This is a genomic window from Amorphus coralli DSM 19760 (assembly GCF_000374525.1).
GTDB classification, from domain to species: Bacteria; Pseudomonadota; Alphaproteobacteria; order Rhizobiales; family Amorphaceae; genus Amorphus; species Amorphus coralli.
Window position 1 is genome coordinate 188,411 of record NZ_KB894570.1, and the last position, 21,400, is coordinate 209,810.

Genomic DNA, 21,400 nt, shown 5'->3' on the forward strand with positions numbered 1-21,400 from the left:
TCACTCCGCCGCCTCGATGACGACGGTCTCGGACCTGCGCCGGTCATGCTCCAGCTGCCAGTCCGACGGCTGGTTGGACAGCGTCACCTGCACCGCCGTCACCTTGTATTCCGGGCAGTTGGTGGCCCAGTCGGAGTTCTCCGTGGTGATGACGTTGGCGCCGCTCACCGGGTGGTGGAAGGTCGTGTAGACCACGCCCTGCGGCATCCGGTCGGTGATCTTCGCGCGCAGCGTCGTGGCGCCCTTGCGCGAGGCGATGGAGACCATCGCCCCGTCCTCGATGCCACGCACCTCCGCGTCATGCGGGTGCAGCTCCAGCATGTCCTCCGGGTGCCAGACCGAGTTCGCCGTGCGCCGCGTCTGGGCGCCGACATTGTACTGCGACAGGATGCGGCCGGTGGTCAGGATCAGCGGGTAGAAGCGGTTGGTGCGCTCCTCCGTCGGCACGAACTTGGTCAGCGAGAACTGGCCGCGCCCGCGCGAGAACCCGTCCACGTGCATGGTCGGCGTGCCGTCCGGCGCATTCTCGTTGCATGGCCACTGCAGCGATCCGGCCGCGTCGAGGCGCTCGAACGAAACCCCGGCGAAAGTCGGCGTCACGGCGGCGATCTCGTCCATGATCTCCGCGCCGGACGCGTAGCTCATGTCATAGCCCATGGCGCGCGCGATGCGGGCGATCACCTCCCACTCCTGCAGGCCGGTCTTGGACGCCATCACCGGCCGCACCCGGTTGATGCGGCGTTCTGCGTTGGTGAACGTTCCATCCTTTTCCAGGAATGAGGTCCCGGGCAGGAAGACGTGGGCGTAGGCGGCTGTTTCGTTCAGGAACAGGTCCTGCACGACCACGCACTCCATTGCCTCCAGCCCAGCCGTCACGTGCTGGGTGTCGGGATCCGACTGGGCGATATCCTCGCCCTGGACCAGAAGCCCCTTGAAGGAACCGTCGAGCGCTGCCGCCAGCATGTTGGGAATGCGCAGGCCCGGCTCGGCATCGAGGGCCACGCCCCAACGCGCCTCGAACAGATCGCGCACCGCCGTCTCGCCGACATGGCGGTAGCCCGGAAACTCGTGCGGGAAGGAGCCCATGTCGCACGAGCCCTGCACATTGTTCTGGCCACGCAGCGGGTTCACGCCGACGCCTTCGCGGCCGAGATTGCCGGTGGCCATCGCCAGGTTCGCCATGGCCATCACCATGGTGGAGCCTTGGCTGTGTTCGGTGACGCCCAGCCCGTAATAGATCGCGCCGTTGCCGCCGGTGGCATAGAGCCGGGCGGCGGCGCGCAAATCTTCCGCCGGTACGCCGGTGGTCTCCTCCACGGCCTCCGGGCTGTTCTCCGGACCGGCGATGAACGCCTCCCAGCGGCCGAAGGAGACCGGGTCGCAGCGCTCCTCCACGAAGGCGCGGTCGACGAGGCCTTCCGTCACGATGACGTGGCCGATGGCGTTCATCACCGCCACGTTGGTGCTGGGACGCAGCTGCAGGTGATGCGCGGCGCTGATGTGCGGCGAGCGCACCAGGTCGATCCGGCGCGGGTCGACGACGATGAGCTTCGCACCCTCGCGCAGGCGCTTCTTCATCCGCGAGGCGAACACCGGGTGCCCGTCGGTGGGGTTCGCGCCGATCACCATCACCACGTCGGTCGTCTCCACCGACTTGAAGTTCTGGGTGCCGGCGGAGGTGCCGAAGGCCGTCTTCAGCCCGTAGCCCGTCGGCGAGTGGCAGACCCGGGCGCAGGTGTCGACGTTGTTGTTGTGGAAGGCGGCGCGCACCAGCTTCTGGACGACGTAGACTTCCTCGTTGGTGCAGCGCGAGGAGGTGATCGCGCCGATGGCGCCACGCCCGTGCCTGTCCTGAAGCGCCTTGAACCGGTCGGCGGTGAAGGCGATCGCCTCGTCCCAGGAGACCGGTCGCCACGGATCCTGGATCGTGTCGCGCACCATCGGCGTGGTGACCCGGTCCTTGTGGGTGGCGTAGCCGAAAGCGAAGCGGCCCTTCACGCAGGAATGGCCCTCGTTGGCGCCGCCGTCATTGTACGGCACCATGCGGATGACCTCCTCGCCCTTCAGCTCGGCCTTGAAGGAGCAGCCGACGCCGCAATAGGCGCAGGTGGTGAGAACGGTACGGTTCGGTACGCCGTGGTCGACCACGGCCTTCTCCTGCAGCGTCGCGGTCGGACAAGCCTGGACGCAGGCGCCGCAGGAGACGCACTCCGACGACAGGAAGTCGTCGAACGCGGCGCCGGGGGAGACCTTCGATTCGAAGCCGCGCCCCTCGATGGTCAGCGCAAAGGTGCCCTGGACCTCCTCGCAGGCGCGCACGCAGCGCGAGCAGACGATGCACTTGGACGGATCGAACTGGAAGTAGGGGTTGGAGACGTCCTTGTCCTGGCCGAGATGATTGTCGCCCTCGTAACCGTAGCGCACCTCGCGCAGGCCGACGTCGCCGGCCATGTCCTGCAGTTCGCAGTCGCCGTTGGCGGAACAGGTCAGGCAGTCGAGCGGGTGGTCGGAGATGTAGAGCTCCATCACCCCCTTGCGCAGCGCCTCCAGGCGCGGTGTCTGGGTCTTCACCACCATGCCGTCCGCCACCGGCGTCGTGCAGGAGGCGGGCGTACCGCGCCGGCCCTCCACCTCGACCAGGCAGAGGCGGCAGGAGCCGAACGGCTCGACGGAATCGGTTGCGCAGAGCTTCGGGATAGAGATCCCGGCCTCCACGGCCGCCCGCATCACTGAGGTGCCTTCCGGCACGGTGATCTCGTGGCTGTCGATGCGCAGCGTGACCGTCGTCCCGGTGTCCTTGGCCGGCGTCCCGTAGTCGGTTTCCTTGAGGAGCGTCATCGGGGTCTCCCGTCCTTGCTGCCGGCGCGCGTCATTCGGCTGCGGCCTGCGCGGCGGCGGCCCGGTCGAAGTCTTCTGGAAAATGGGTGAGGGCGCTCATCACCGGCATCGGCGTGAGGCCGCCCATGGCGCACATGGAGGCGTCGGTCATCAGCGTGCAGAGATCTTCCACGATGGCCACGTTGGCGGCGACGTCCTCGCCGGCCAGGATCTTCTCCACCGTCTCGCGGCCGCGCACCGCGCCGATGCGGCAGGGCGTGCACTTGCCGCAGGATTCGATGGCGCAGAATTCAAAGGCGAAGCGCGCCTGCTCGGCCATGTCGACGCTTTCGTCGAACACCACCAGCCCGCCGTGGCCCAGCATGAAGCCGGCCTCGGCGAAGGCCTCGTAGTCCATCGGCAGGTCCATCCGCCAGGCCGGCACGTAGGCGCCAAGCGGGCCGCCCACCTGCACCGCGCGCACCGGTCGGCCTGAGAGGGTGCCGCCACCAAAGTCTTCGACCAGCTCCTTCAGCGTGATGCCGAACGGCAGCTCTACCAGTCCGCCGCGGGCGATGTTGCCGGCCAGCTGGAACGGCATGGTGCCGCGGGAACGGCCTGTGCCGAAGGCCTCGTAGCGATCCGGACCGTCGGCCAGGATGGATGGCACGGCGGCGAAGGACAGCACGTTGTTGACCACGGTGGGCTGGCCGAACAGGCCGGCGATCGCCGGGATCGGCGGCTTGGCGCGCACGATGCCGCGCTTGCCTTCGAGGCTGTCGAGCATCGCCGACTCCTCGCCGCACACATAGGAGCCGGCGCCGACGCGCACGGCGAGCCGGAAGCGGCGGCCCGAGCCGAGGATGTCGTCGCCCAACGTCCCGTCGGCCTCGCAGGCTTTAATCGCCGTGCGCATCGCAGCGACCGCGTCGGGATATTCGGACCGGATGTAGACGAAGCCGGTATCGGCGCCGACGGCGAGGCCGGCAATCGTCATGCCCTCGATCAGCAGGAACGGGTCGCCTTCCATCAGGATGCGGTCGGCGAAGGTTCCGGAATCGCCCTCGTCGGCGTTGCAGCAGACATATTTCTGCGTCGCCTCGATGCCGGCGACAGTGTGCCACTTGATGCCGGTCGGGAACCCCGCGCCACCCCGGCCGCGGAGGCCGGAGGCCACCACGTCCTCGATCACGTCCGCTGCCGGCCTCGCCAGTGCCGCCTGCAGGCCGCGGAAGCCACCGTGGGCCCGGTAATCGGCAACGCTCGTCGGATCGATCACGCCGCAGCGGCCGAACGTCACCCGCTCCTGGCGCGCGAAATAGGGGATTTCCTCCACCGGACCGAGATGAAGCGGGTGGCCGGTTGCGTTAGGAAAGCCGGAGCCGAACAGGGTCGGCACGTCCTCGGCGCTAACCGGCCCGTAGGCGACGCGGCCCGCCTCGGTCTCCACCTCCACCAGCGGCTCCAGGAACAGCAAGCCGCGCGTTCCGGTGCGCTTCACGACGATGTCGATGGCACGCGCCTGCGCCTGCGCGGCGATGGCGGAGGCGACCTCGTCGGCGCCCACCGAGCGGGCGGCGGCATCCTTCGGGACGGTGACGATTACGGGGTCGCTCATGGCCTCACTCCGCTGCCTGCGGCGCGTCGGCGCGGGCGCCTGCCGCGATGGCGTCGATCCGCTCCCGGGTCAGCCGAGCGACGAGGCGGCCGTCGACCAGGGCGGCCGGGCCCAGCGCGCAGTTGCCGAGGCAGTAGGCCGCTTCGACGGTCAAGGCTCCGTCCGTGGTCGTGCCGCCGGTCCCGATACCCTCACTCGCGCAAATGTGATCGTAGAGCGCCTGCGCGCCGACGGCCTGGCAGGCCTCCGCTCGGCACAGCTTCACGACGTGCCGGCCCTGAGGCGCGGTATGAAAGTCGTGGTAGTAGCTGACCACGCCATGGACCTCGGCGCGCGACAGGTTCAGGGCCGCGGCGATGGTCGCAAGCGCCTCCGGGGGGACGTAGCCAACGCGTTGCTGCACAGCGTGGAGGATCTCAAGGAGCGCATCCGGCCGATTTTCGTGGCACGCACACAGGGCTTGGATGCCATGCGGATCCACGTCAGCCCGGCTCGCATGAGCGCCGCGACCACTGTGATCGTCGCCGTTCACCGAGCCCGGCATGCTATCCTCCACGCACGAAACGCGGGGCATGCGCCGTCCCAAACCGGTCGCTACCCCATCCTGCTACCGAGGGTTTCGCCTTTTCTGGAAGGGTTCAAATTGATTCTGCGGATGGCGTCATAGGGGCCGCCTATCAATCGGCGTTTGTTTTTCGGCGGATCGTCGAACGTCAGTAAACCTCCCATGGAACAGCTCCCGAATTTGGTGTTTGATGCCCGATCGTTTACGGGGACTGACCGATTCCATGGGCCTGGATCTGGGCTACGCGCTTGCGCAGGCCGGCGTGTACTACGCCATCATGCTTGCCCTGTTCTGGTACCGCCGGTCGCTGGGCATCGGGACCTTCTTCTGTGCCCTGTGCGCGCTGACCTTTGCCGAGAACTACCTCGCGATCACCGTGTTCGTGGCCATCGGGCCGATGACCTACACGCCCGGCTCGGTGATCCTGTTCACCGGCAAGCTGCTGCTGCTTCTGCTCGCCTACATCCGCGAGGATGCGGAGTCGGTCCGTCAGCCGATCTACGGCCTGCTGATCGGCAACTTCGTCATCATCTTCGTGGTGCTCCTGGTCAGTCACCAGACGCGGATCGATTCCAACGCGGCTGGATTCGCCATCGACATGGTCGCGGAATCCACCTGGCTGTCGGTCTGGGGCACGGTGCTGCTCTTTGTCGATTCCGTCGCAATCATCCTGCTTTACGAGCGACTGACGGCCGTCCGCTGGCTGAATCTCTATTCGCGGATGTGGCTCAGCGCCGTCGTGGTGCTGATCTTCGATCAGGTGGCCTTCTTTGCAGCGCTCTACACCTTCTTCGGCGTTCCGTTCTCCGCCGGTGCGGGCGGGCTTGCCGGCAAGATCGTGGCCGCCGGCGTCTACAGCCTCGTGCTCTGGGCCTATCTCCGCCTTCTCGAGCACCATCGCGACGCCGCCGAGCGCCCACACCGGGTGGCCGACGTGTTCGATATCCTCACCTACCGGCAGCGCTTCGAAGCCATGCAGGAAACGGCGCGTCTGGACGAACTCACCGGGGCCCGCAACAGGCGTGCCCTTTTCGATCTCGGACCCGGGATGGTCGAAGCCAGCCTGGCCCGGCAAGAGCCGGTAAGCCTGTTCATGATCGATCTGAACGGCTTCAAGAAGGTCAACGACGAGTTTGGGCATGCCGCCGGCGACCGGCTTCTGCGCGAGTTCGTCGAGGCGATCCGGAAATCGGGGCGCGAGAGTGATCCGGTGTTCCGGTATGGCGGCGATGAATTCGTCGTCATCGCTGCAGGCGCGGGCCGTCTTCCGGCCGAGCGTCTGGGGCGGGCGTTCCGGGATGCCGCGTCCGGGCTGGAAGTCGGCGGAACGGCCGGGCACATCTCTGTCAGCGTCGGCCTTGCGATCGGCGGCGAGGATGGCAGGACGCTCGCGGACCTTCTCGAAGCAGCTGACCGATCCATGTACGCCAGCCGCGGTGGCCGGCTCGATCCCGAACCGGCCTGACCCGGCGCATGCGCGGCGTCACGATGCGGCGAATTGGGTGAACGGTTCCGCGTCGATGTCGAGGGCCGCCCGGTAGACGGCTTCGACCAGCGGCGAAAGCGGGTCACGATTGGGAACCACCAACCCGACTGCGTGATCGACATGCGGCTCCTCGAGATCGATCACGGTGATGCCGTCGAGCGGCCCGAATGCGGCGAGGGACAGTTCCGGCAGGACGGCGGCGAGCTGGCCGTCGCGCACGTGAGTGACCAGCGCGATGATCGAGTTCGTCTCGATGCGGACGATCGGTGTCGCTCCGGCCGCGACGAAGGCGGCGTTGACGATGCGCCGGTTCTGCATGTCCGGTGTGAGGAGGGCAAGCGGATAGGCGGCAGCCTCCGCCCATGTGACCGTGCCGCGTTCGGCGAGCGGGTGGTCCCGGGGCGTGATCAGGCGGGAGCGCTCCCGGTAGAGGGGGGCTTTTCGCACCTGGCTGAGCGGCTCGTTGTCGAGATAGGTGATGCCGGCGTCCAGCTGGAAATTGTCCAGGCCGAGCCGGATGTCCTCCGACGACATGGACAGGATCGAAAAGCCGATTTCCGGAAACGCCTCGCCGATTCGCCGGGTCAGGAGCGCGACCCGGGGCAGGGCGGAAGGGATGACGCCGAGGGTCACCTGGCCGCTCAGCTGGCCCTTCATCCGCGCCAGGTCCTGCTGCATCGCCTCCCAGTCTTCCAGGATGGAGCTGGCCCGGCTGACGATCTGTTCGCCCTCTGGCGTCAGCCCGTGGAAGCGATGTCCGCGCTTGACGATCGGGATGCCAAGCTCGTCCTCCAGCTGACGGATGCGGCCCGATAGCGTTGGCTGGGTCACGCCACACAATGCGGCGGCGCGCGTGAAGTGTTTTTCGCGTGCCAGAACCACCAGGTAGTTGAGTTGTCGGATGTCCAAGGTGGCTTCCTTCCGGCGGTTCCGGCTCCGGTCCTGGCCGTCCGGGCCGGCGTCGCGGAGGCAACCGCGAATCCGTTCCCGCGAACCGTTGCGGGTACAAGCATCGCGGAATCGCCGCCCTCGCGCTACCCGCGCGGCGGCAGCCTCAGCCCGTCACCATCCGCGACAGGATTCCGTCGCGGCGCACCACGCCGTGATAGAGCGCGGCGCCGACATGGGCGGCGATGGCCGCGATCATCGTGAAGCCGAGCACGATATGAACGCTGGACAACTGATCGAACAGCGCCCGGTTCTTGTCGATCGCTGGCGGCAGGTCGACGATCCAGAAATAGGTGACGGGACCGCCGAAGGCCGACTTGGTGAGGTAGCCCAGAACCGGGTTCACCAGCAGGATGGCATAGAGAACCCAGTGGTTGGCATGGGCTGCCAGGCGCTGCCAGCCGGGCATGTCAGCCGGAAGCGGGGGTGCGGGTCGGGAGAAACGGATGGCGAGACGCGCGAGCACCAGCGGGAATACGGTCACGCCAAGCGACCAGTGCACCACGTAGAGCCGATTCATGAGGGGACCCGGACCGACCGAATTCATGGCCAGTCCGGCAGCCAGCAGTGCAATCACGGCGAGTGCCGTGATCCAGTGCAGCGCCCGTTGCGTCGACGTGTAGGCCACCGTGGTCGACCGGTCCATGCGGCACCTCCAGGCTGTTTCAGCCGGCCGCATGGGACGCGGCGGATGGTCAGTCGTCTCCGCCTGCCACCTGATCGAGATAGTGGCCGGCGCGCAAGGCCTTTGCTTCGAGATAGCGCCGGTTTCCGGAATGAACAGGGGCAAGCACCGGTATTCGGCCGGCGACATCGAGGCCGGCCGCCTTGAGCGCGTCGATCTTGGTCGGATTGTTGGTGAGAAGCACGATCTTCTCCCATCCGAGTTCCGAGATCATCCGGCCCGCAGCGGCGTAGTCGCGCTCGTCCTCGTGATAGCCGAGGGCGGTGTTGGCATCGACGGTGTCCAACCCCCGGTCCTGGAGGTTGTAGGCGCGAAGCTTGTTGGCGAGCCCCAGCCCGCGACCTTCCTGGTCGAGATAGATGACGCAGCCGCCACCCAGCTGGTCGATACGCTCGATGGCCAGGCGAAGCTGGTCGCCGCAGTCGCAACGCTTGGATCCGAAGATGTCGCCGGTGGCGCAGGCCGAGTGCACCCGCACGCGCAGCGGCTGGTTCCGATCCGGGTTGCCAACCACCACGGCCACGGCCGTGCCGCCCATCATGTCGCGGAACACGATGAAGCGGGTCGGGATATCGCCACGCAGCGGAACCGGCGCTTCGGCAACCTTCTTGAGTGTCCGGGCGACGCGCTCGCGGTAGTCCACGGCGATGTCGGCGGCAATCGTCAGAACACCCTCGTGGTCCCCCTCCGAAGCGGCCACTGCAACAACGGCGGGCAGCAGTTCGGCGCACTTGGCGATGGCCATCGCTGCCAGTCCGGGTGCCCCGGCGTCGCAGCTGGTGTGTCCGACCCGCACCTCGTAGCCGGCCGCCAGCGTCAGCAGGTCCTGCGGCGTCGCGCCCTCGGGGATCGACACCGCGGTTGGATCGTAGGCGGTGAGGCCGATGGCGCTGGCCCGACGGTCGGTGATCACGAGATAGGGATCGCCGGCGGCGAAGCGATCGCGGAACAGCGCGAACTTGGCAGCGTTGAGACCGTCGACGGCGATCACGGCCGTCCTCGCTCCCTTGTCATCGATCAGGAGCGGGCGTCCGGCGCGCAGTTCCGCGCAAGCCCGGTGCACCTCGACGAGTGCCGGATCGCCGAAGGAGGCACCCGCAGCTGTCGCGTTGTCGGTGGGGGCGTCGTCCTTGGAGGAGACGGAATGGGTGCGGGATGCGGTGTCCGGATGGCCGCGAAGCGGATGCTGTGTCAATACGGTACTCCTTCGCACTTCCAGTCCGGGCAGGTTCCGACCCGATCGACAATGAGGGCCCAGTGACAGTTTCCGATGCGCCTGCGGCCGAGCAGACCGAGGGCTGGCAATCCGTCCTGCGGGCCGCGCAGGAGGGAGGGCCGATCCCGCCGCATTGGGACGCCCTCTACGGTCCGCTCGTCAACACGGACGCACGGAACTCGCTGCTGCTCGCGCAGCTCGGCCAGTCCCTCGATGGGCGCATCGCCACGTCCACCGGCAAGTCCCGTTACATAAACGGGCGCGATTGTCTCGTTCATCTGCACCGTCTGCGTGCCCTTGTCGACATCGTGATCGTCGGAGTCGGCACCGTTGTCGCCGACGATCCCCAGCTCAACGTGCGGTTCGTCGAGGGCAGCAGCCCCGCCCGCGCGGTCATCGATCCGACGGGCCGAATGCCGGCCACGTCGCGTATGATCACTTCTACGCAGCAGCGCACGATCCTGATCACCGGCGAGGCGACAAAAGTCGATCTGCCCGCCCACGTCGACCTGGTGCGCCTGCCGCTCGACGGCAACGGCCGCCTCGATCCGGCCGCCATCCGCGCGGCGGTCGCGGAGCGGGGATATCGCCGGATGCTGCTGGAGGGCGGCGCCGCCACGGTCTCCGCCTTTCTCCAGGCCCGCTGCCTGGATCGTCTGCATCTGCTGGTGGCGCCGATCATCATCGGTGCGGGCCGCGCGGGCATCAGCCTGCCGTTCGTTGATAGCCTCGATGAGGCGGTGCGGCCGAAGACCACCGCCTGCCGGCTGGGCGCGGAGATCGTCTACGATTGCGATTTCAGGGGCTGAGCTCGTGGCGGCGCTCAGGGCCGGGCGAACACGTCGACATGGCCGACCCGGATCTCCAGGGTCCCGGCCTCGATGGCGGCAAAGCGGGCGGCGCGCCACTCCTCGATGTCCGTTGGCGACAGCGCGCCCAGCTCCGCAGCGGCCTCGGCCCACCCGGTCACGAGCGCCTTCTGCAGCGCCGCCTCGTCGGGCTCAAGCACCCAGTCCGAGCGGCCGCTTTCCACCGAGAATCCGACTGCCTCGAGCTGCTCGATGGCCGCGGCGGCGCCGTCGGGACCAAGCGCCGGACCGAAGCCCTTGTCGGTGTGCTGGTGCTGGTTGACGGCGTCGATCAGCGCCGCGTCGAGAGGGTGCCGCGAGGTCAGGTCGGCGCGTCCGTCGTAGGTGAGCGCGGCGTAAAAGGGCAGTTCGCGTGCCTTCAGAGCCTGTGCGAGGCCCGTCATCCAGTCGAGTGAGACGAGGTCGAGCAGGGCGGAGCAGGAGACCAGGTCGACCGCCCCGTCCAGTGCCGTGTCCAGCTCCGCCGCCAGATCCAGAACCCGCGTCTCCACCCGGTCTTCCGGCAACTCCCAGGAGGCCCGTGCCAGCAGGCTCGCATCTGCGTCCACGAGCCGCCAGCCGGTCCGCTCCGGCAGCTGGGGCGCCAGCGCGCGAACGGTGGAGCCGGTGCCGGCGCCGAGGTCGGTCACCGTCGGCGCGTCCGTTCCCACCAGCATCGCGGCCACGTGGGCGAGAAGCACGCGGTTGCGCGCATCCAGGTCGGCAGGCTCGCGCAGCGCCAGCCACTCGCTCGAAAAACTCATCGCATCCTGTCCTCGATCGCCGCCCGGATCGTCATGGCGCAGCCGCGCCATGTGGGCAAGTCCGTCGCGGCCGCGCGGGCGCCTTTGGTGAGCCGGTCGCGCAGCGTGGAATCGGAAATTGCACGGCGCAGGGCCGCATGAAGTGCATCGGCGTCGTCGGCCGCAACTTTCAGCGCTGCTGCATGGGGCACGGTCTCGGCCAGCGCCCCGCCATTGGTGGTGACCATCGCAAGCCCATGCACCAGCGCCTCCGCCGCAACCATGCCGTAGCCTTCGTAACGCGATGAGAGCACGAAGAGATCGGCGTCGCGATAGGCCGCGGCCAGGTCGGTGTCGTCGAGCCGCCCATCGAAATGCACGCGATCCGTCAGCCCGAGCGCGTCGCGCTGCGCAGCGAGGGCCGCAGATGTCCCGGGCGACCGGTCGGGATCGCCGACGATCCGCAGCGTCCAGTCGAGATCGCCAAGGCCGGCAAGGGCGGTCAACAGCACGTCATACCCCTTGCGAGGCACCAGCGCCCCGACGGACAGCAGCCGAACCGGACCGGCCGATGGGGCGCGTGTTACCGTGTCCGGCCGGTCGACGCCCGGCTCGGCAACGGTGATGCGGTCACCGGCCACGTCGAACGCCTCCACCAGCGTGCGTGCCGTCATCCGGCTCGTCACGACCACGTGGCGAACCGCCGCCAGTGCGGCGCGCTCGCTGGTCATGAGCCGGCTTTGCACCTCGGTCGCAAGCCCCGATTCCAGCGCCAGAGGGTGATGCACGAGGGCAAACAGCGGCAGACGAACGGCAAGCGCTTCGGCCTCGTTCGGCAGCACGCCCAGCGCGAGTCCGTCGATTAGGGTCGGCGTGCCGTCGGGGATGGCGGCAAAGGCATCGCGGACCGCCTGCCGGTCGATGGCGTCGGGGTCCGGAAAACCATCCCACAGCGCCACCAGGTCGATGCGGTCACCCGTTGCCCTTAGCTCCGCGATCACCCGTCGGTCATAGGCATATCCGCCGGTGGCGGTGGCCAGATCGCCGGGTATCGCGAAGGCGATCCGGGTCATGTGCGGATCGGGGCCTCGTACCAGGCGCGGGCCACATGCGATTCCGAGATGGTCACCCGGATCGACGCGATCTCCTCGGGACGGCGGCCCAGATTGCCGGCTGTCACTGAAGCCTGCATCCGGTCGAAGATGTGCTTGGTGAGAAACTCGGTGGTCGTGTTGAAGCCTGCAAATTCAGGGACTTCGTCGAGGTTCTTGTAGTTGAGCGGAGCCAGCGTTTCCTTCAGCGCCTCGTGCGCCTGGCCGATGTCCACCACCACGCCATTCTCGTCGAGCGCTTCCGCGAGAAAGGCGACGTCGATGACGAAGGTGGCGCCATGCAGCGCCTGGGCGGGGCCGAACATCTCGCCCTTGAAGGAATGGGCGATCATCACGTGGTCGCGGACTTCGACGGCGAACATGGGTCAGAACCTCAATCGGCGGGATAGTGGATGACGGGGCAGCGGAAACCGGCCCCAAGGGCGAGCATGTTCGGCAACCGGGCGGGCAGGTCGGCGAACGGCACGGGTTCGTCGATCAGGGCGTCCAGGGCCGGGTCGCGCAGCAGATCGAGCGCTTTCGCAAGCCGCCGCGCATGGCTCCACCGGGCCCGCCGGTTGGCCGGAAGGCTGCCGACCTGGCTCGACTGAACGGTCAGCCTGCGGCTGTGAAAGGCGCCGCCGAGCGAGGCGAGCACCGGCCGCGTGCCATACCAAGACAGCTCCACAAGCCGCGCCTCCATGGCACATAGCGAGACCGCCGTGTCGAACCCGGTGCCGGAGGCGCTGGTGTGGAAGACGAGGTCGCGTTCGCCTTCCGCATCGCCGGGCAGCGCGAAGCCGGCGCCGAAGCGCTCGGCCATTGCGTAGCGTTCGGGATCGGCATCGACGACCGTCACGTCGGTGCCCGGCATGAGGGCCGCGAGCCGGGCGACCAGGAGTCCCAGCACACCGCCGCCAACCACGGTCACCCGGTCACCGGCGCTGAGGCCGGAGTCCCAGATCGCGTTGAGCGCCGTTTCCATGTTGGCGCCCAGGACCGCGCGCTCCGGAGGCACGTCCGCCGGCACCGACGCGACCATGTCGGCAGGCACATCGAAGACGGTCTGGTGCGGATGCAGAGAAAAGACGGTGGCGCCGACGAGATGATCCGCCCCGGCCTCGACACGGCCGACGCTGGCATATCCGTATTTCACGGGATGCGGGAAGTCGCCGGCCTGGAAAGGAGCGCGCATGCGCTCGTGCTCGCTCTCCGGCACGTCGCCGTTCAGCACCAGGCGTTCCGTTCCCCGGCTGATGCCGCTGGTGAGGGTGCGCACGCGCACGGCTCCGGGCTCCAGTGCGCCCAGGTCTTCCGTGCGGATTTCGACCCGGCCAGGCTCAACGTACCAGAGGGCGTCGGCGGTCTCGGCACTTGCGATCGTCATGCGTTCCGTCGTGCAAAGGAGGAGAGAGGGGCGTCGGTGGCATCACCTAGAGCATGTAGGGGAAGATCGAAAGGGATGGTCCGTTCCCGCGTTTGCCTCGTATCTCCTTTCGATGCCTGGTCAACGGGTTGCGGGAGGCCGTGGAATGTCAGGATCGCAGGAAGTTGATTCTTCCTGACACGCGTTCGACGTCATTTCCCCGCAATCTTGATGATGAAATCCTGCCTGACCCGCATAGCTTGCGTGCGTCGTTCAGAGTTCTTCCGCATGTCTGCGGACCTTCCCGGGGAGCCTCGATGACTGTTTTGCCGGCGACCGACCAGCGCGACCAGACGCGCGTTCACCGTCCGATCAGGCTGCGCCGCTGGTTCATGGGTGCGGCAGTGACCCTCACGGTTGCGGCGCTGCTGTCCTTGATGGTGATCACGCTCAGCCCCGGCGGGATCGGCCCGGTGGACATCGTCATGATCGTCTTCTTCGCGATCACGCTGCCCTACACGGCCGTCGGCTTCTGGAACGCGACCATCGGGCTGGCGCTGATGCGCTTCGCGAAGGATCCGCTCCGCCTTACGTGCCCGGCGGCGGCGACGGACGATCCGGAGATGCCGATCACGGAAAAGACGGCGCTTCTCCTGTGCATCCGCAACGAGGAAATCGCGCCGGTCGTGCGCAACCTGGAGGCCATGATCGCTGGCCTGTCAGATCGCGGCGTGGCCGATCGCTTCGATGTCTTCGTGCTCTCCGACACAAGCTGGATCGACATGGTGGCTGCCGAAGAGCGGGCCATCGCTTCGGTGGCGGAACGCCACGCCGGTCGCATCTCCGTCACCTACCGCCGCCGCGACGACAATCCGGCTTACAAGGCCGGAAACATTCGCGATTTCTGCGAACGCTGGGGCGAGAACTATCCCTTCGCCATCGTGCTCGACGCCGACAGCTACATGTCGGCGGCTTCCATGAGCCGGCTCGTTCGCGTCATGCAGGCCAATCCCAGGATCGGCATCCTGCAGAGCCTTGTCGTCGGTCTGCCGACGGAAAGCTTCTTCGCCCGCCTCTTCCAGTTCGGCATGCGCCTCGGCATGCGGTCGCACACCATCGGTGCCGCCTGGTGGCAGGCCGATTGCGGTCCGTACTGGGGGCACAACGCCATCATCCGGCTGGCGCCCTTCATGGCCGACTGCCATTTGCCCACGCTGTCCGGCAAGCCGCCGCTGGGCGGCTGGATCCTCAGCCACGATCAGGTCGAGGCGGCGCTGATGCGCCGGGCCGGCTACGAGGTTCGCGTCATCCCGGAAGAGTTCGAGAGTTACGAGGAAAATCCTCCGACGCTCACCGAGTTCGTCCGGCGCGATCTGCGCTGGTGCCAGGGCAACATGCAGTACGGCCCGCTGATCGGCATGCCGGGGCTGAAATTTCTCAGCCGCGTGCAGCTTGTTCTTGCCATGCTGATGTTCCTGGGCTCGTTCGCCTGGATCGGCTTCATGACGGTCACCGCACTGCGCGCGACGCTTGCCAGCCAGCCGGAGACGATCTTCCGGCCGGACACGGGCCTGGTCCTGTTCGTCACCATCCTCACCATGATTTTTGCCCCGAAGGCCGCCACGGTTCTGGATGTCGTATCGCGAAGTGCGCCACGCCGGTCCTTCGGCGGCGTGGTGCGCTTTTCCGCCAGCATTGTCGGTGAGGTGCTGTTCTTCATGCTGCTCGCCCCGGTCGCGGCGTTCGCGCACACCGTTTTTCTCGCCGGCCTGCCGTTCGGCGCCAAGATCGGCTGGAGCTCGCAGCGCCGCAGCGGCCACACCGTGAGCCTGGGCGAGGCGGTGCGCCGCTTCTGGCCGCAGACGCTGCTCGGGCTGGCCGGTGTGGTCGGCTTCGTCTCCGTGTCCTCCACGGCGCTCTACGCCGCCTTGCCGGTGCTTGCCGGACTGGTGATGGCGGTCCCGCTGGCCGTCGTCACGTCAAGCGGCGCGCTCGGACGGGCTGCCGTGCGCCTTGGCCTCTGGCGGATCCCGGAGGAAACCGACCGACCGCAGGAGCTCGCACCGCTGCGCCTTCCGGCCCTGGCTCCGCACCCGGAACCGGCCGCCGGAGATGCGCCGCTGCCGGCGCTGCCCGAAGCCGTCAACGGCTAGGGAGAGGCCAGATGCACGCAGCCACCAGATTTGTGGCCGGTCGTCTCGCCGCCGGTACCGCCCTTGCCATGCTCGCCATGACGGGCGGGGCGATGGCCGCCGATCCGCCATGCGGCGTCGACGCTCTTTGTGAAGTGGAGGGCGGTGCCTACCGTGTCCATCTTCCCTCCGGATGGGACGGCAAGACACCGCTTCGCGGCGTCGTCTACTTTCACGGTTGGCAGGGCAGTGCCGACGGCGTCATGGCAAACGCCGGCCTCACCGGTGCCGCGGACGAACTCGGCGTGCTCCTGATCGTGCCCGACGGCATGGAAAAGACCTGGTCCTATCCGGGCTCGCCGGCCAAGCACCGCGACGAGATCGCCTTCCTGGATACAGTCCTCGACGATGCCGAGGCCCGCTACCCGATCGAAACCGACACGCTCGTGGGAACCGGCTTCTCCATGGGTGGCTCGATGGCTTGGTTCGCGGCGTGCTCGCTCGGCGACCGCTTCGCCGGCTTCGTTCCGGTGGCCGGTGCGTACTGGGATCCGATTCCCACCGACTGCCCGTCGCCCGCGCCGAACCTCGTCCACGTGCACGGCACCAGCGACACTGTCGTTCCGATGGAAGGTCGGCCGATCCGCCAGATCTATCGCCAGTCCGACGTGGGTGACAGCCTTGCCAGCTGGACCGGTCGTGCCGGCTGCGAGGCCACGCCGGAGCCGGCCGAACTCGGCGATCTCGCCTGCGAGCGCTGGGTCGGGTGCGGCGGCACGTTGATTGAGCTGTGCACCCATGCCGGCGGCCACATGATCAAGCCGGAGTGGGTCGTCGACGGTTACCGCCGGCTGATGCGGCATCTCGGACGGGACGGACAGGCCGGCTGAGCGTCGCGTCTGCTTGTGCGGTCGCGGCGGCTGTGCGATGGCGGATGACACTCGCCATTTCGGGGAACGTTCATGACATCGACCGGTCCGGCCGCCGCCGACCCTTCCATCTTCGCCACCGTCGGCCCGCTGGCCGATCTCAAGGTCGTCGATCTGACGCGCATCCTGGCCGGGCCGTCCGCCGCTCAGCTACTGGGCGATCTCGGTGCCGATGTGGTCAAGATCGAGCGGCCCGGAAAAGGCGACGACACCCGCGGCTGGGGCCCCCCCTTCGTCAAGGACGCCGACGGAAACGACACCCGCGAAAGCGCCTATTTCCTTTGCGCCAACCGCAACAAGCGCTCGGTCGCCGTGGATCTGGCGTCGCCCGAAGGCCAGGAGATCATCCACAAGCTGGTCGCCGACGCCGATATCGTGCTGGAGAACTTTAAGGCCGGCCACCTGGCCCGCTACCGGCTCGACTACACTTCTCTCGCCGCGATCAACCCGCGCCTCGTCTACTGCTCGATCACCGGCTTCGGCCAGACCGGGCCGTATTCCGCCTTCGCCGGCTACGACTTCATGATCCAGGGCATGGGCGGCATTATGAGCCTGACCGGCTTCCCCGAGGAGGAGGGCGGCCGGCCGGTGAAGGTCGGCGTCGGCATCGCCGACCTGATGTGCGGCATGTACGCCGTATCCGGCATCCTCTCCGCCATTCACGTGCGTGAGAAGACCGGTCGCGGCCAGCACATCGACATGGCGCTGTTCGATTCCCAGATCGCCTGGCTCGCCAATCAGGGCCTGTCCTACCTGACGACAGGGGAGGTGCCCGGCCGGCTCGGCAACGCCCATCCCACCATCGTCCCCTATGAGACCTTCGAGGCATCCGACGGCGATTTCATCATCGCCTGCGGCAACGACGGCCAGTTCCGCAAGCTGTGCCGGATCGCCGATCACGAGGAGCTCGCCGACGATCCGCGCTTTGCCACCAACCAGGACCGGATCGCCAACCGGGCAGAGCTGATCCCGCTTCTCAACGCCTACACGCGCAAGCGCCCCGCCGCCGACTGGATCGCCGATCTGGAGCAGGCCGGCGTGCCGTGCGGGCCGATCCACACCCTCGACCAAGTGTTTTCCGATCCGCAGGCCGTCCATCGCGGTGCCCGCATCACCATGCCGCATTCCGCCTCCGGGACCGGCACCGTCGACCTGATCGGCAATCCCATCAAGATGAGCGACACGCCGGTTTCCTATCGCCATGCGCCACCGCAGGTGGGCGAGCACACCCGCGAGGTGCTGCGCGACGAGCTGGGCCTGTCGGAAGAGGACTTCGCCCGGCTCGTGGAAGCCGGTATTGTGGGAGGCGAGGCATGAGCACGACCGGCGCGGAACTCATCGCGGCGAAGCTGGCGGCGGCCGGTGCCCGCATGGCTTACGGCATTCCCGGCGGCGAGGTGCTCGCCATCGTCGACGCCCTCGATCGGGCCGGCGTCCGCTTCGTCCTCACCAAGCACGAGACCGCCGCCGGCTTCTTCGCGGAAGGCGGCTGGCACGCCACCGGCGCCCCCGGCATCCTCGTCGCGACGCTCGGTCCGGGCCTCGCAAACGCCGTCAACGCCATCGCCAACGCCCATCAGGACCGGGTGCCTCTGATCGTGCTCACTGGCTGCGTCGATGCCGCCGATGCGGAGACCTACACCCACCAGGTCTTCGATCATCAGGCGCTGCTCGCCCCCATCGTCAAGGCGAGCTTCCGGGCGACCCGGGGAAGCCTCGACCGGATGCTCGACAAGGCGCTGACGGCGCTCTGGGACGGTCAGCCCGGTCCCATTCACATCGACGTGCCCATCGGCGTCGCGGAAGGCGATACCGACGAGACGGCGGGGCCGGTTCCGGCCCATCCCGCGCCGTCGGTGCCGGCGCCCGGCGCCGATCTCGACACCGCCCGCGGCTGGCTGGCGGGCAGCCACCAGCCGCTGGCCATCGCCGGCGTCGATGCGGTCAACGACGCCGCCGGCGAGGCGATCCGCGCCTTCTGCGAGGCGCACGGTGTGCCGCTCGTCACCACCTACAAGGGCAAGGGGCTGATCGACGAGGACCATCCGCTGGCGCTCGGCGGTGCGGGCCTGTCGCCGAAGGCCGATGCGCTCCTCAAACCCCTGGTCGACGCGGCCGACCTCGTGCTGCTCCTCGGCTACGACCCGATCGAGATGCGCATCGGCTGGCGCGAACCCTGGCCGGCCGGCAAGCACGTGGTCGAGATCGCGCCCGCCGCCCGCTACCACGGCATGCACGCCACCTCCGTCCTGCTGCGCGGCGCGGTCGGGCCGACGCTGGAAGCGCTGGCCCGCGACGTTCCCGCCCGCGAGACGTGGCCCGACGGGGAACCTGCCTCGGTGCGCAGCGCCCTGCGCGAGCAGTTCACGGCGGGTGAGGCGTGGGGTCCGGCCCAGGTGTTCGCCACCGTGCGCGCCGGTCTGCCGAAGGAGGCGGTCGCCACCGCCGATTCCGGTGCCCACCGCATCCTGTTCAGCCAGATGTGGACCACCCACCATCCGCGCACCGTGCTGCAGTCCACCGCGCTCTGCACCATGGGCTGCGCGGTGCCCATCGCCGCCGGCTACAAGCTGCAGCACCCGAATGCGCCAGTGGTTGCCTTCGTCGGGGACGCCGGCCTGGAGATGGCGCTGGGCGAGCTTGCCACCATCCGCGATCTCGGCCTCGGTCTGGTCATCGTGGTGCTGGTCGACGAGAGTCTTGCCCTGATCGAGCTGAAGCAGCGCGGCCAGCAGCGCCCGTCGGTCGGGGTGGAATTCGGCGCCACTGATTTCCCGGCAGTGGCCAGGGCGCTCGGCGGCCACGGCGTCTGGATCGACGATGCCGAGACGCTCGCCGTCGAGCTCGACGCCGCCCTCGGCCGGGACACCTTTACGGTGCTTGCCGCCCGCATCGACCGGCGCGCCTATGACGGGACGTTCTGAGCTCGGCTAAGAGCGTTCGTTTACGCCAAATTCGCTCGCGCTCACCGGCTGCACGGGCGCGGCCTCCGGCCGGCGCGCGGTCGCGCGCTGGCTGCCCCTCAGTCGCCAAGCGGCCCGTGGGTCTTGCACCAATGGTCGTAGAGGAGGGCGAGCGAGGCCGAGGCGACCCGCGCCCGGTCGTCGTCGGCCCGGCTGGTGAGCATGATCGGCACGCTGGCGCCCATGACCAGACCCGCCGATTCCGCTCCACCGAGGAAGGTCAGCCCCTTGAACAGGATGTTGCCGGCCTCGATGGACGGCACCACCAGCACTTCCGCCTGACCGGCCACCGGCGAGTGCAGGTCCTTTGTCTTCGCCGCCTGGGCGTCGATGGCGTTGTCCATGGCGAACGGGCCGTCGACGATGCCGCCCTTGATCTGGCCGCGGTCCGACATCTTGGCAAGAATCGCGGCGTCGACGCTTGACGGGATCGCCTCGTTGACGGTCTCCACGGCCGACAGGATTGCCACCTTCGGCCGCTCGATCCCCAGGGATACGGCCAGATCGATGCCGTTCTTGACGATGTCGGCCTTGGTGGCGAGGTCCGGCGCGATGTTGATCGCCGCGTCGGTGATGAGCAGCGGTGCCGGGTGGTAGGGCAGGTCCATGACGAAGACGTGGGAGAGCCGCCGACCGGCCCTCAGGCCTCCGCTGCGCGACACGATTGGGTGCAGGAAGGTGTCGGTGTGCAGGTGGCCCTTCATCAGGCACCGCGCCCGGTGCTCATGCACCAGCGAGACGGCGGCACCAGCCGCCTCGGCGTCGTCGGAGGCCTCGACGATCTCGATGCCGTGCAGGCTGCGGCCGATCTTCCCGGCGGCGAACTCGATGGTTTCGCGGTGGCCCACCAGCAGCGGGACGATCAGCTCCTTGTCGGCCGCCTGCAGCGCGCCGCTCAGGGACACGTCGTCATAGGGGCAGACCACGGCGGTGGGCACCGGGTCGACGGGCGCGGCCCGTCCCTCGAAGATCTGGAAATGGATGCGTTCTCCAGAGGTGCGCGCCGCTGCGGCGGTGTCTGCCATGACGGGGTTCTCGCTCCGGAGGGGGTGATCCATGCTCGACATCTAGTGGGAGCAGGTGACGATAGTGCAACGCACACCCGCCCGGCGCCAGTCCCGTCCGGGCGGGTGTGCGCGTCCGGTCAGTCGGCCAGGCCGGCGGTCTTGCGCACCTCGGCGCCCAGTGCCCGGCCGCCCTTGGCCAGCAGGCCGAGATCGGTGCCGCAGGCCACGAAGCGCATTCCGGTCTTCAGCCAGTGAGCCGACTGGGCCACGTCGCTGACCAGAATGCCGGCTGGCTTGCCGGCGGCGCGCACCGCCTTGCAGCCACGCTCGATCGCCGCCGTCACGTCAGGATGGCCAAGCTGGCCGATCAGGCCCATGTCGGCGGAGAGGTCGGCGGGGCCGAAGAACACGCCCGTCACGCCTTCGACGGCGGCGATCTCCTCCACCCGGTCCAGCGCCGACATGGTCTCGATCTGCACCAGGATCGCGAGTTCGTCGTCGAAACGCTCCAGGTAGTCGGTTGCGAGGCCATAGCGGTTGCCGCGATGGGTGAGGGACACGCCGCGCACGCCGTGCGGCGGATAGCGGCAGGCGCGAACCGCGGCCTCGGCCTCCTCCGGCGTCTGCACCATCGGGAAGAGCAGCGAAAAACAGCCGAGATCGAGCAGGCGCTTGACCATGACCGGCTCGTTCCAGGGCGGGCGCACCACCGGGGTGGTGCCGCTGCCGGTATAGGCCTGCAACTGCGACAGCACGCTCGAAAGGTCGTTAGGCGAGTGCTCCATATCGATGAGCACCCAGTCGTAGCCGGTCGTCGAGATCACCTCGGCGGCGAGGTTGGAGCACAGCGAGCTCCAGATGCCGACCTGCGGCTGGTCGGAGGTGATGGCCGCCTTGAAACGGTTGGTCTCGAGCTTCATCGGGATTGTCCTTGGTCGTTCTTGCAATAGCGGGCCGGGCGATTGGCCCGGATCTCCGGCGAGAGT

18 protein-coding genes are annotated in these 21,400 nt (G+C 68.1%); 6 read left to right on the forward strand and 12 right to left on the reverse strand.

Annotation, left to right across the window (positions count from 1 at the left end; translation table 11 throughout):
• The 3 genes from fdhF to C507_RS0100915 are packed head-to-tail and all read right to left on the reverse strand — an operon-like array spanning position 1 to position 4,916.
• The gene (gene fdhF, locus C507_RS0100905) at positions 1–2,838 is read right to left on the reverse strand and encodes a formate dehydrogenase subunit alpha (protein ID WP_018697761.1); all 2,838 of its coding nucleotides are present in this window, start codon (positions 2,836–2,838) and stop codon (positions 1–3) included.
• Between the two features lie 31 nt (positions 2,839–2,869).
• A complete protein-coding gene (locus C507_RS0100910) occupies positions 2,870–4,435 on the reverse strand; it encodes a formate dehydrogenase beta subunit (protein WP_018697762.1) in 1,566 nt (521 codons plus the stop codon).
• 4 nt (positions 4,436–4,439) lie between these two features.
• Positions 4,440–4,916 (reverse strand): NAD(P)H-dependent oxidoreductase subunit E, encoded by a 477-nt coding sequence (locus tag C507_RS0100915; protein ID WP_040400490.1) that lies wholly within the window; start codon positions 4,914–4,916, stop codon positions 4,440–4,442.
• Between the two features lie 274 nt (positions 4,917–5,190).
• Here C507_RS0100915 and C507_RS0100920 point away from each other — a divergent pair, with 274 nt between their 5' ends.
• Positions 5,191–6,465 (forward strand): GGDEF domain-containing protein, encoded by a 1,275-nt coding sequence (locus C507_RS0100920; protein WP_083923321.1) that lies wholly within the window; start codon positions 5,191–5,193, stop codon positions 6,463–6,465.
• An 18-nt stretch (positions 6,466–6,483) separates the two neighbouring features.
• Here C507_RS0100920 and C507_RS0100925 read toward each other — a convergent pair whose 3' ends face one another.
• The 3 genes from C507_RS0100925 to ribA form a co-directional block, all read right to left on the reverse strand.
• Positions 6,484–7,395, reverse strand: a complete 912-nt coding sequence (locus C507_RS0100925) for a LysR family transcriptional regulator (protein ID WP_018697765.1) — start codon at positions 7,393–7,395, stop codon at positions 6,484–6,486.
• Positions 7,396–7,540: 145 nt separating this feature from the next.
• Positions 7,541–8,080: a cytochrome b gene (locus tag C507_RS0100930; protein WP_018697766.1), complete on the reverse strand. Its 540-nt coding sequence runs from the start codon at positions 8,078–8,080 to the stop codon at positions 7,541–7,543.
• Positions 8,081–8,129: 49 nt separating this feature from the next.
• Positions 8,130–9,314: a GTP cyclohydrolase II RibA gene (gene ribA / locus C507_RS19955; RefSeq protein WP_018697767.1), complete on the reverse strand. Its 1,185-nt coding sequence runs from the start codon at positions 9,312–9,314 to the stop codon at positions 8,130–8,132.
• A gap of 62 nt (positions 9,315–9,376) precedes the next feature.
• On the opposite strand from ribA, the gene C507_RS0100940 reads away from it, so the two are divergent.
• Entirely contained in the window at positions 9,377–10,144 is a 768-nt protein-coding gene (locus C507_RS0100940; protein WP_018697768.1) for a RibD family protein, read from the forward strand.
• Between the two features lie 14 nt (positions 10,145–10,158).
• Here C507_RS0100940 and C507_RS0100945 read toward each other — a convergent pair whose 3' ends face one another.
• From C507_RS0100945 to C507_RS0100960, 4 genes are read right to left on the reverse strand one after another with little or no spacing between them, the layout of a single operon-like run.
• Entirely contained in the window at positions 10,159–10,947 is a 789-nt protein-coding gene (locus C507_RS0100945; protein ID WP_026318732.1) for a class I SAM-dependent methyltransferase, read from the reverse strand.
• Positions 10,944–11,999 carry a glycosyltransferase family 4 protein gene (locus C507_RS0100950; protein ID WP_018697770.1) on the reverse strand — a complete coding sequence of 352 codons (1,056 nt, stop codon included), beginning with the start codon at positions 11,997–11,999 and terminating at the stop codon, positions 10,944–10,946. The genes C507_RS0100945 and C507_RS0100950 overlap by 4 nt, the downstream gene beginning before the upstream one ends.
• Positions 11,996–12,400, reverse strand: coding sequence for a 6-pyruvoyl trahydropterin synthase family protein (locus C507_RS0100955; protein WP_018697771.1), 405 nt, complete (start codon positions 12,398–12,400; stop codon positions 11,996–11,998). Before C507_RS0100955 ends, C507_RS0100950 begins: the two co-directional genes overlap by 4 nt.
• An 11-nt stretch (positions 12,401–12,411) precedes the next feature.
• A complete protein-coding gene (locus C507_RS0100960) occupies positions 12,412–13,404 on the reverse strand; it encodes a zinc-dependent alcohol dehydrogenase (RefSeq protein WP_018697772.1) in 993 nt (330 codons plus the stop codon).
• 296 nt (positions 13,405–13,700) lie between these two features.
• On the opposite strand from C507_RS0100960, the gene mdoH reads away from it, so the two are divergent.
• The 4 genes from mdoH (at position 13,701) to C507_RS0100980 (ending at position 19,368) form a co-directional block, all read left to right on the forward strand.
• Positions 13,701–15,536 (forward strand): glucans biosynthesis glucosyltransferase MdoH, encoded by a 1,836-nt coding sequence (gene mdoH, locus C507_RS0100965; protein WP_040400423.1) that lies wholly within the window; start codon positions 13,701–13,703, stop codon positions 15,534–15,536.
• 11 nt (positions 15,537–15,547) lie between these two features.
• Complete coding sequence (locus C507_RS19960; RefSeq protein ID WP_018697774.1) at positions 15,548–16,405, forward strand: CE1 family esterase; 858 nt, start codon at positions 15,548–15,550, stop codon at positions 16,403–16,405.
• Between the two features lie 72 nt (positions 16,406–16,477).
• Positions 16,478–17,761, forward strand: a complete 1,284-nt coding sequence (locus tag C507_RS0100975) for a CaiB/BaiF CoA transferase family protein (protein WP_018697775.1) — start codon at positions 16,478–16,480, stop codon at positions 17,759–17,761.
• Entirely contained in the window at positions 17,758–19,368 is a 1,611-nt protein-coding gene (locus tag C507_RS0100980; RefSeq protein WP_018697776.1) for a thiamine pyrophosphate-binding protein, read from the forward strand. Before C507_RS0100975 ends, C507_RS0100980 begins: the two co-directional genes overlap by 4 nt.
• A gap of 98 nt (positions 19,369–19,466) precedes the next feature.
• Here C507_RS0100980 and C507_RS0100985 read toward each other — a convergent pair whose 3' ends face one another.
• Both C507_RS0100985 and C507_RS0100990 read right to left on the reverse strand, forming a co-directional pair.
• Positions 19,467–20,432, reverse strand: coding sequence for a bifunctional enoyl-CoA hydratase/phosphate acetyltransferase (locus tag C507_RS0100985; protein WP_018697777.1), 966 nt, complete (start codon positions 20,430–20,432; stop codon positions 19,467–19,469).
• A 119-nt stretch (positions 20,433–20,551) separates the two neighbouring features.
• Positions 20,552–21,334 (reverse strand): HpcH/HpaI aldolase family protein, encoded by a 783-nt coding sequence (locus C507_RS0100990; RefSeq protein WP_018697778.1) that lies wholly within the window; start codon positions 21,332–21,334, stop codon positions 20,552–20,554.
• Between the last annotated feature and the right edge of the window lie 66 nt (positions 21,335–21,400).

Coding starts and splice junctions, on each gene's coding strand:
- fdhF (WP_018697761.1), bottom strand. CDS start 2,838: ATGACGCTCCTCAAGGAAACCGACTACGGGACGCCGGCCAAGGACACC.
- C507_RS0100910 (WP_018697762.1), bottom strand. CDS start 4,435: ATGAGCGACCCCGTAATCGTCACCGTCCCGAAGGATGCCGCCGCCCGC.
- C507_RS0100920 (WP_083923321.1), top strand. CDS start 5,191: ATGCCCGATCGTTTACGGGGACTGACCGATTCCATGGGCCTGGATCTG.
- C507_RS0100930 (WP_018697766.1), bottom strand. CDS start 8,080: ATGGACCGGTCGACCACGGTGGCCTACACGTCGACGCAACGGGCGCTG.
- C507_RS0100945 (WP_026318732.1), bottom strand. CDS start 10,947: ATGAGTTTTTCGAGCGAGTGGCTGGCGCTGCGCGAGCCTGCCGACCTG.
- C507_RS0100950 (WP_018697770.1), bottom strand. CDS start 11,999: ATGACCCGGATCGCCTTCGCGATACCCGGCGATCTGGCCACCGCCACC.
- C507_RS0100955 (WP_018697771.1), bottom strand. CDS start 12,400: ATGTTCGCCGTCGAAGTCCGCGACCACGTGATGATCGCCCATTCCTTC.
- C507_RS0100960 (WP_018697772.1), bottom strand. CDS start 13,404: ATGACGATCGCAAGTGCCGAGACCGCCGACGCCCTCTGGTACGTTGAG.
- mdoH (WP_040400423.1), top strand. CDS start 13,701: ATGACTGTTTTGCCGGCGACCGACCAGCGCGACCAGACGCGCGTTCAC.
- C507_RS19960 (WP_018697774.1), top strand. CDS start 15,548: ATGCACGCAGCCACCAGATTTGTGGCCGGTCGTCTCGCCGCCGGTACC.
- C507_RS0100975 (WP_018697775.1), top strand. CDS start 16,478: ATGACATCGACCGGTCCGGCCGCCGCCGACCCTTCCATCTTCGCCACC.
- C507_RS0100980 (WP_018697776.1), top strand. CDS start 17,758: ATGAGCACGACCGGCGCGGAACTCATCGCGGCGAAGCTGGCGGCGGCC.
- C507_RS0100985 (WP_018697777.1), bottom strand. CDS start 20,432: ATGGCAGACACCGCCGCAGCGGCGCGCACCTCTGGAGAACGCATCCAT.
- C507_RS0100990 (WP_018697778.1), bottom strand. CDS start 21,334: ATGAAGCTCGAGACCAACCGTTTCAAGGCGGCCATCACCTCCGACCAG.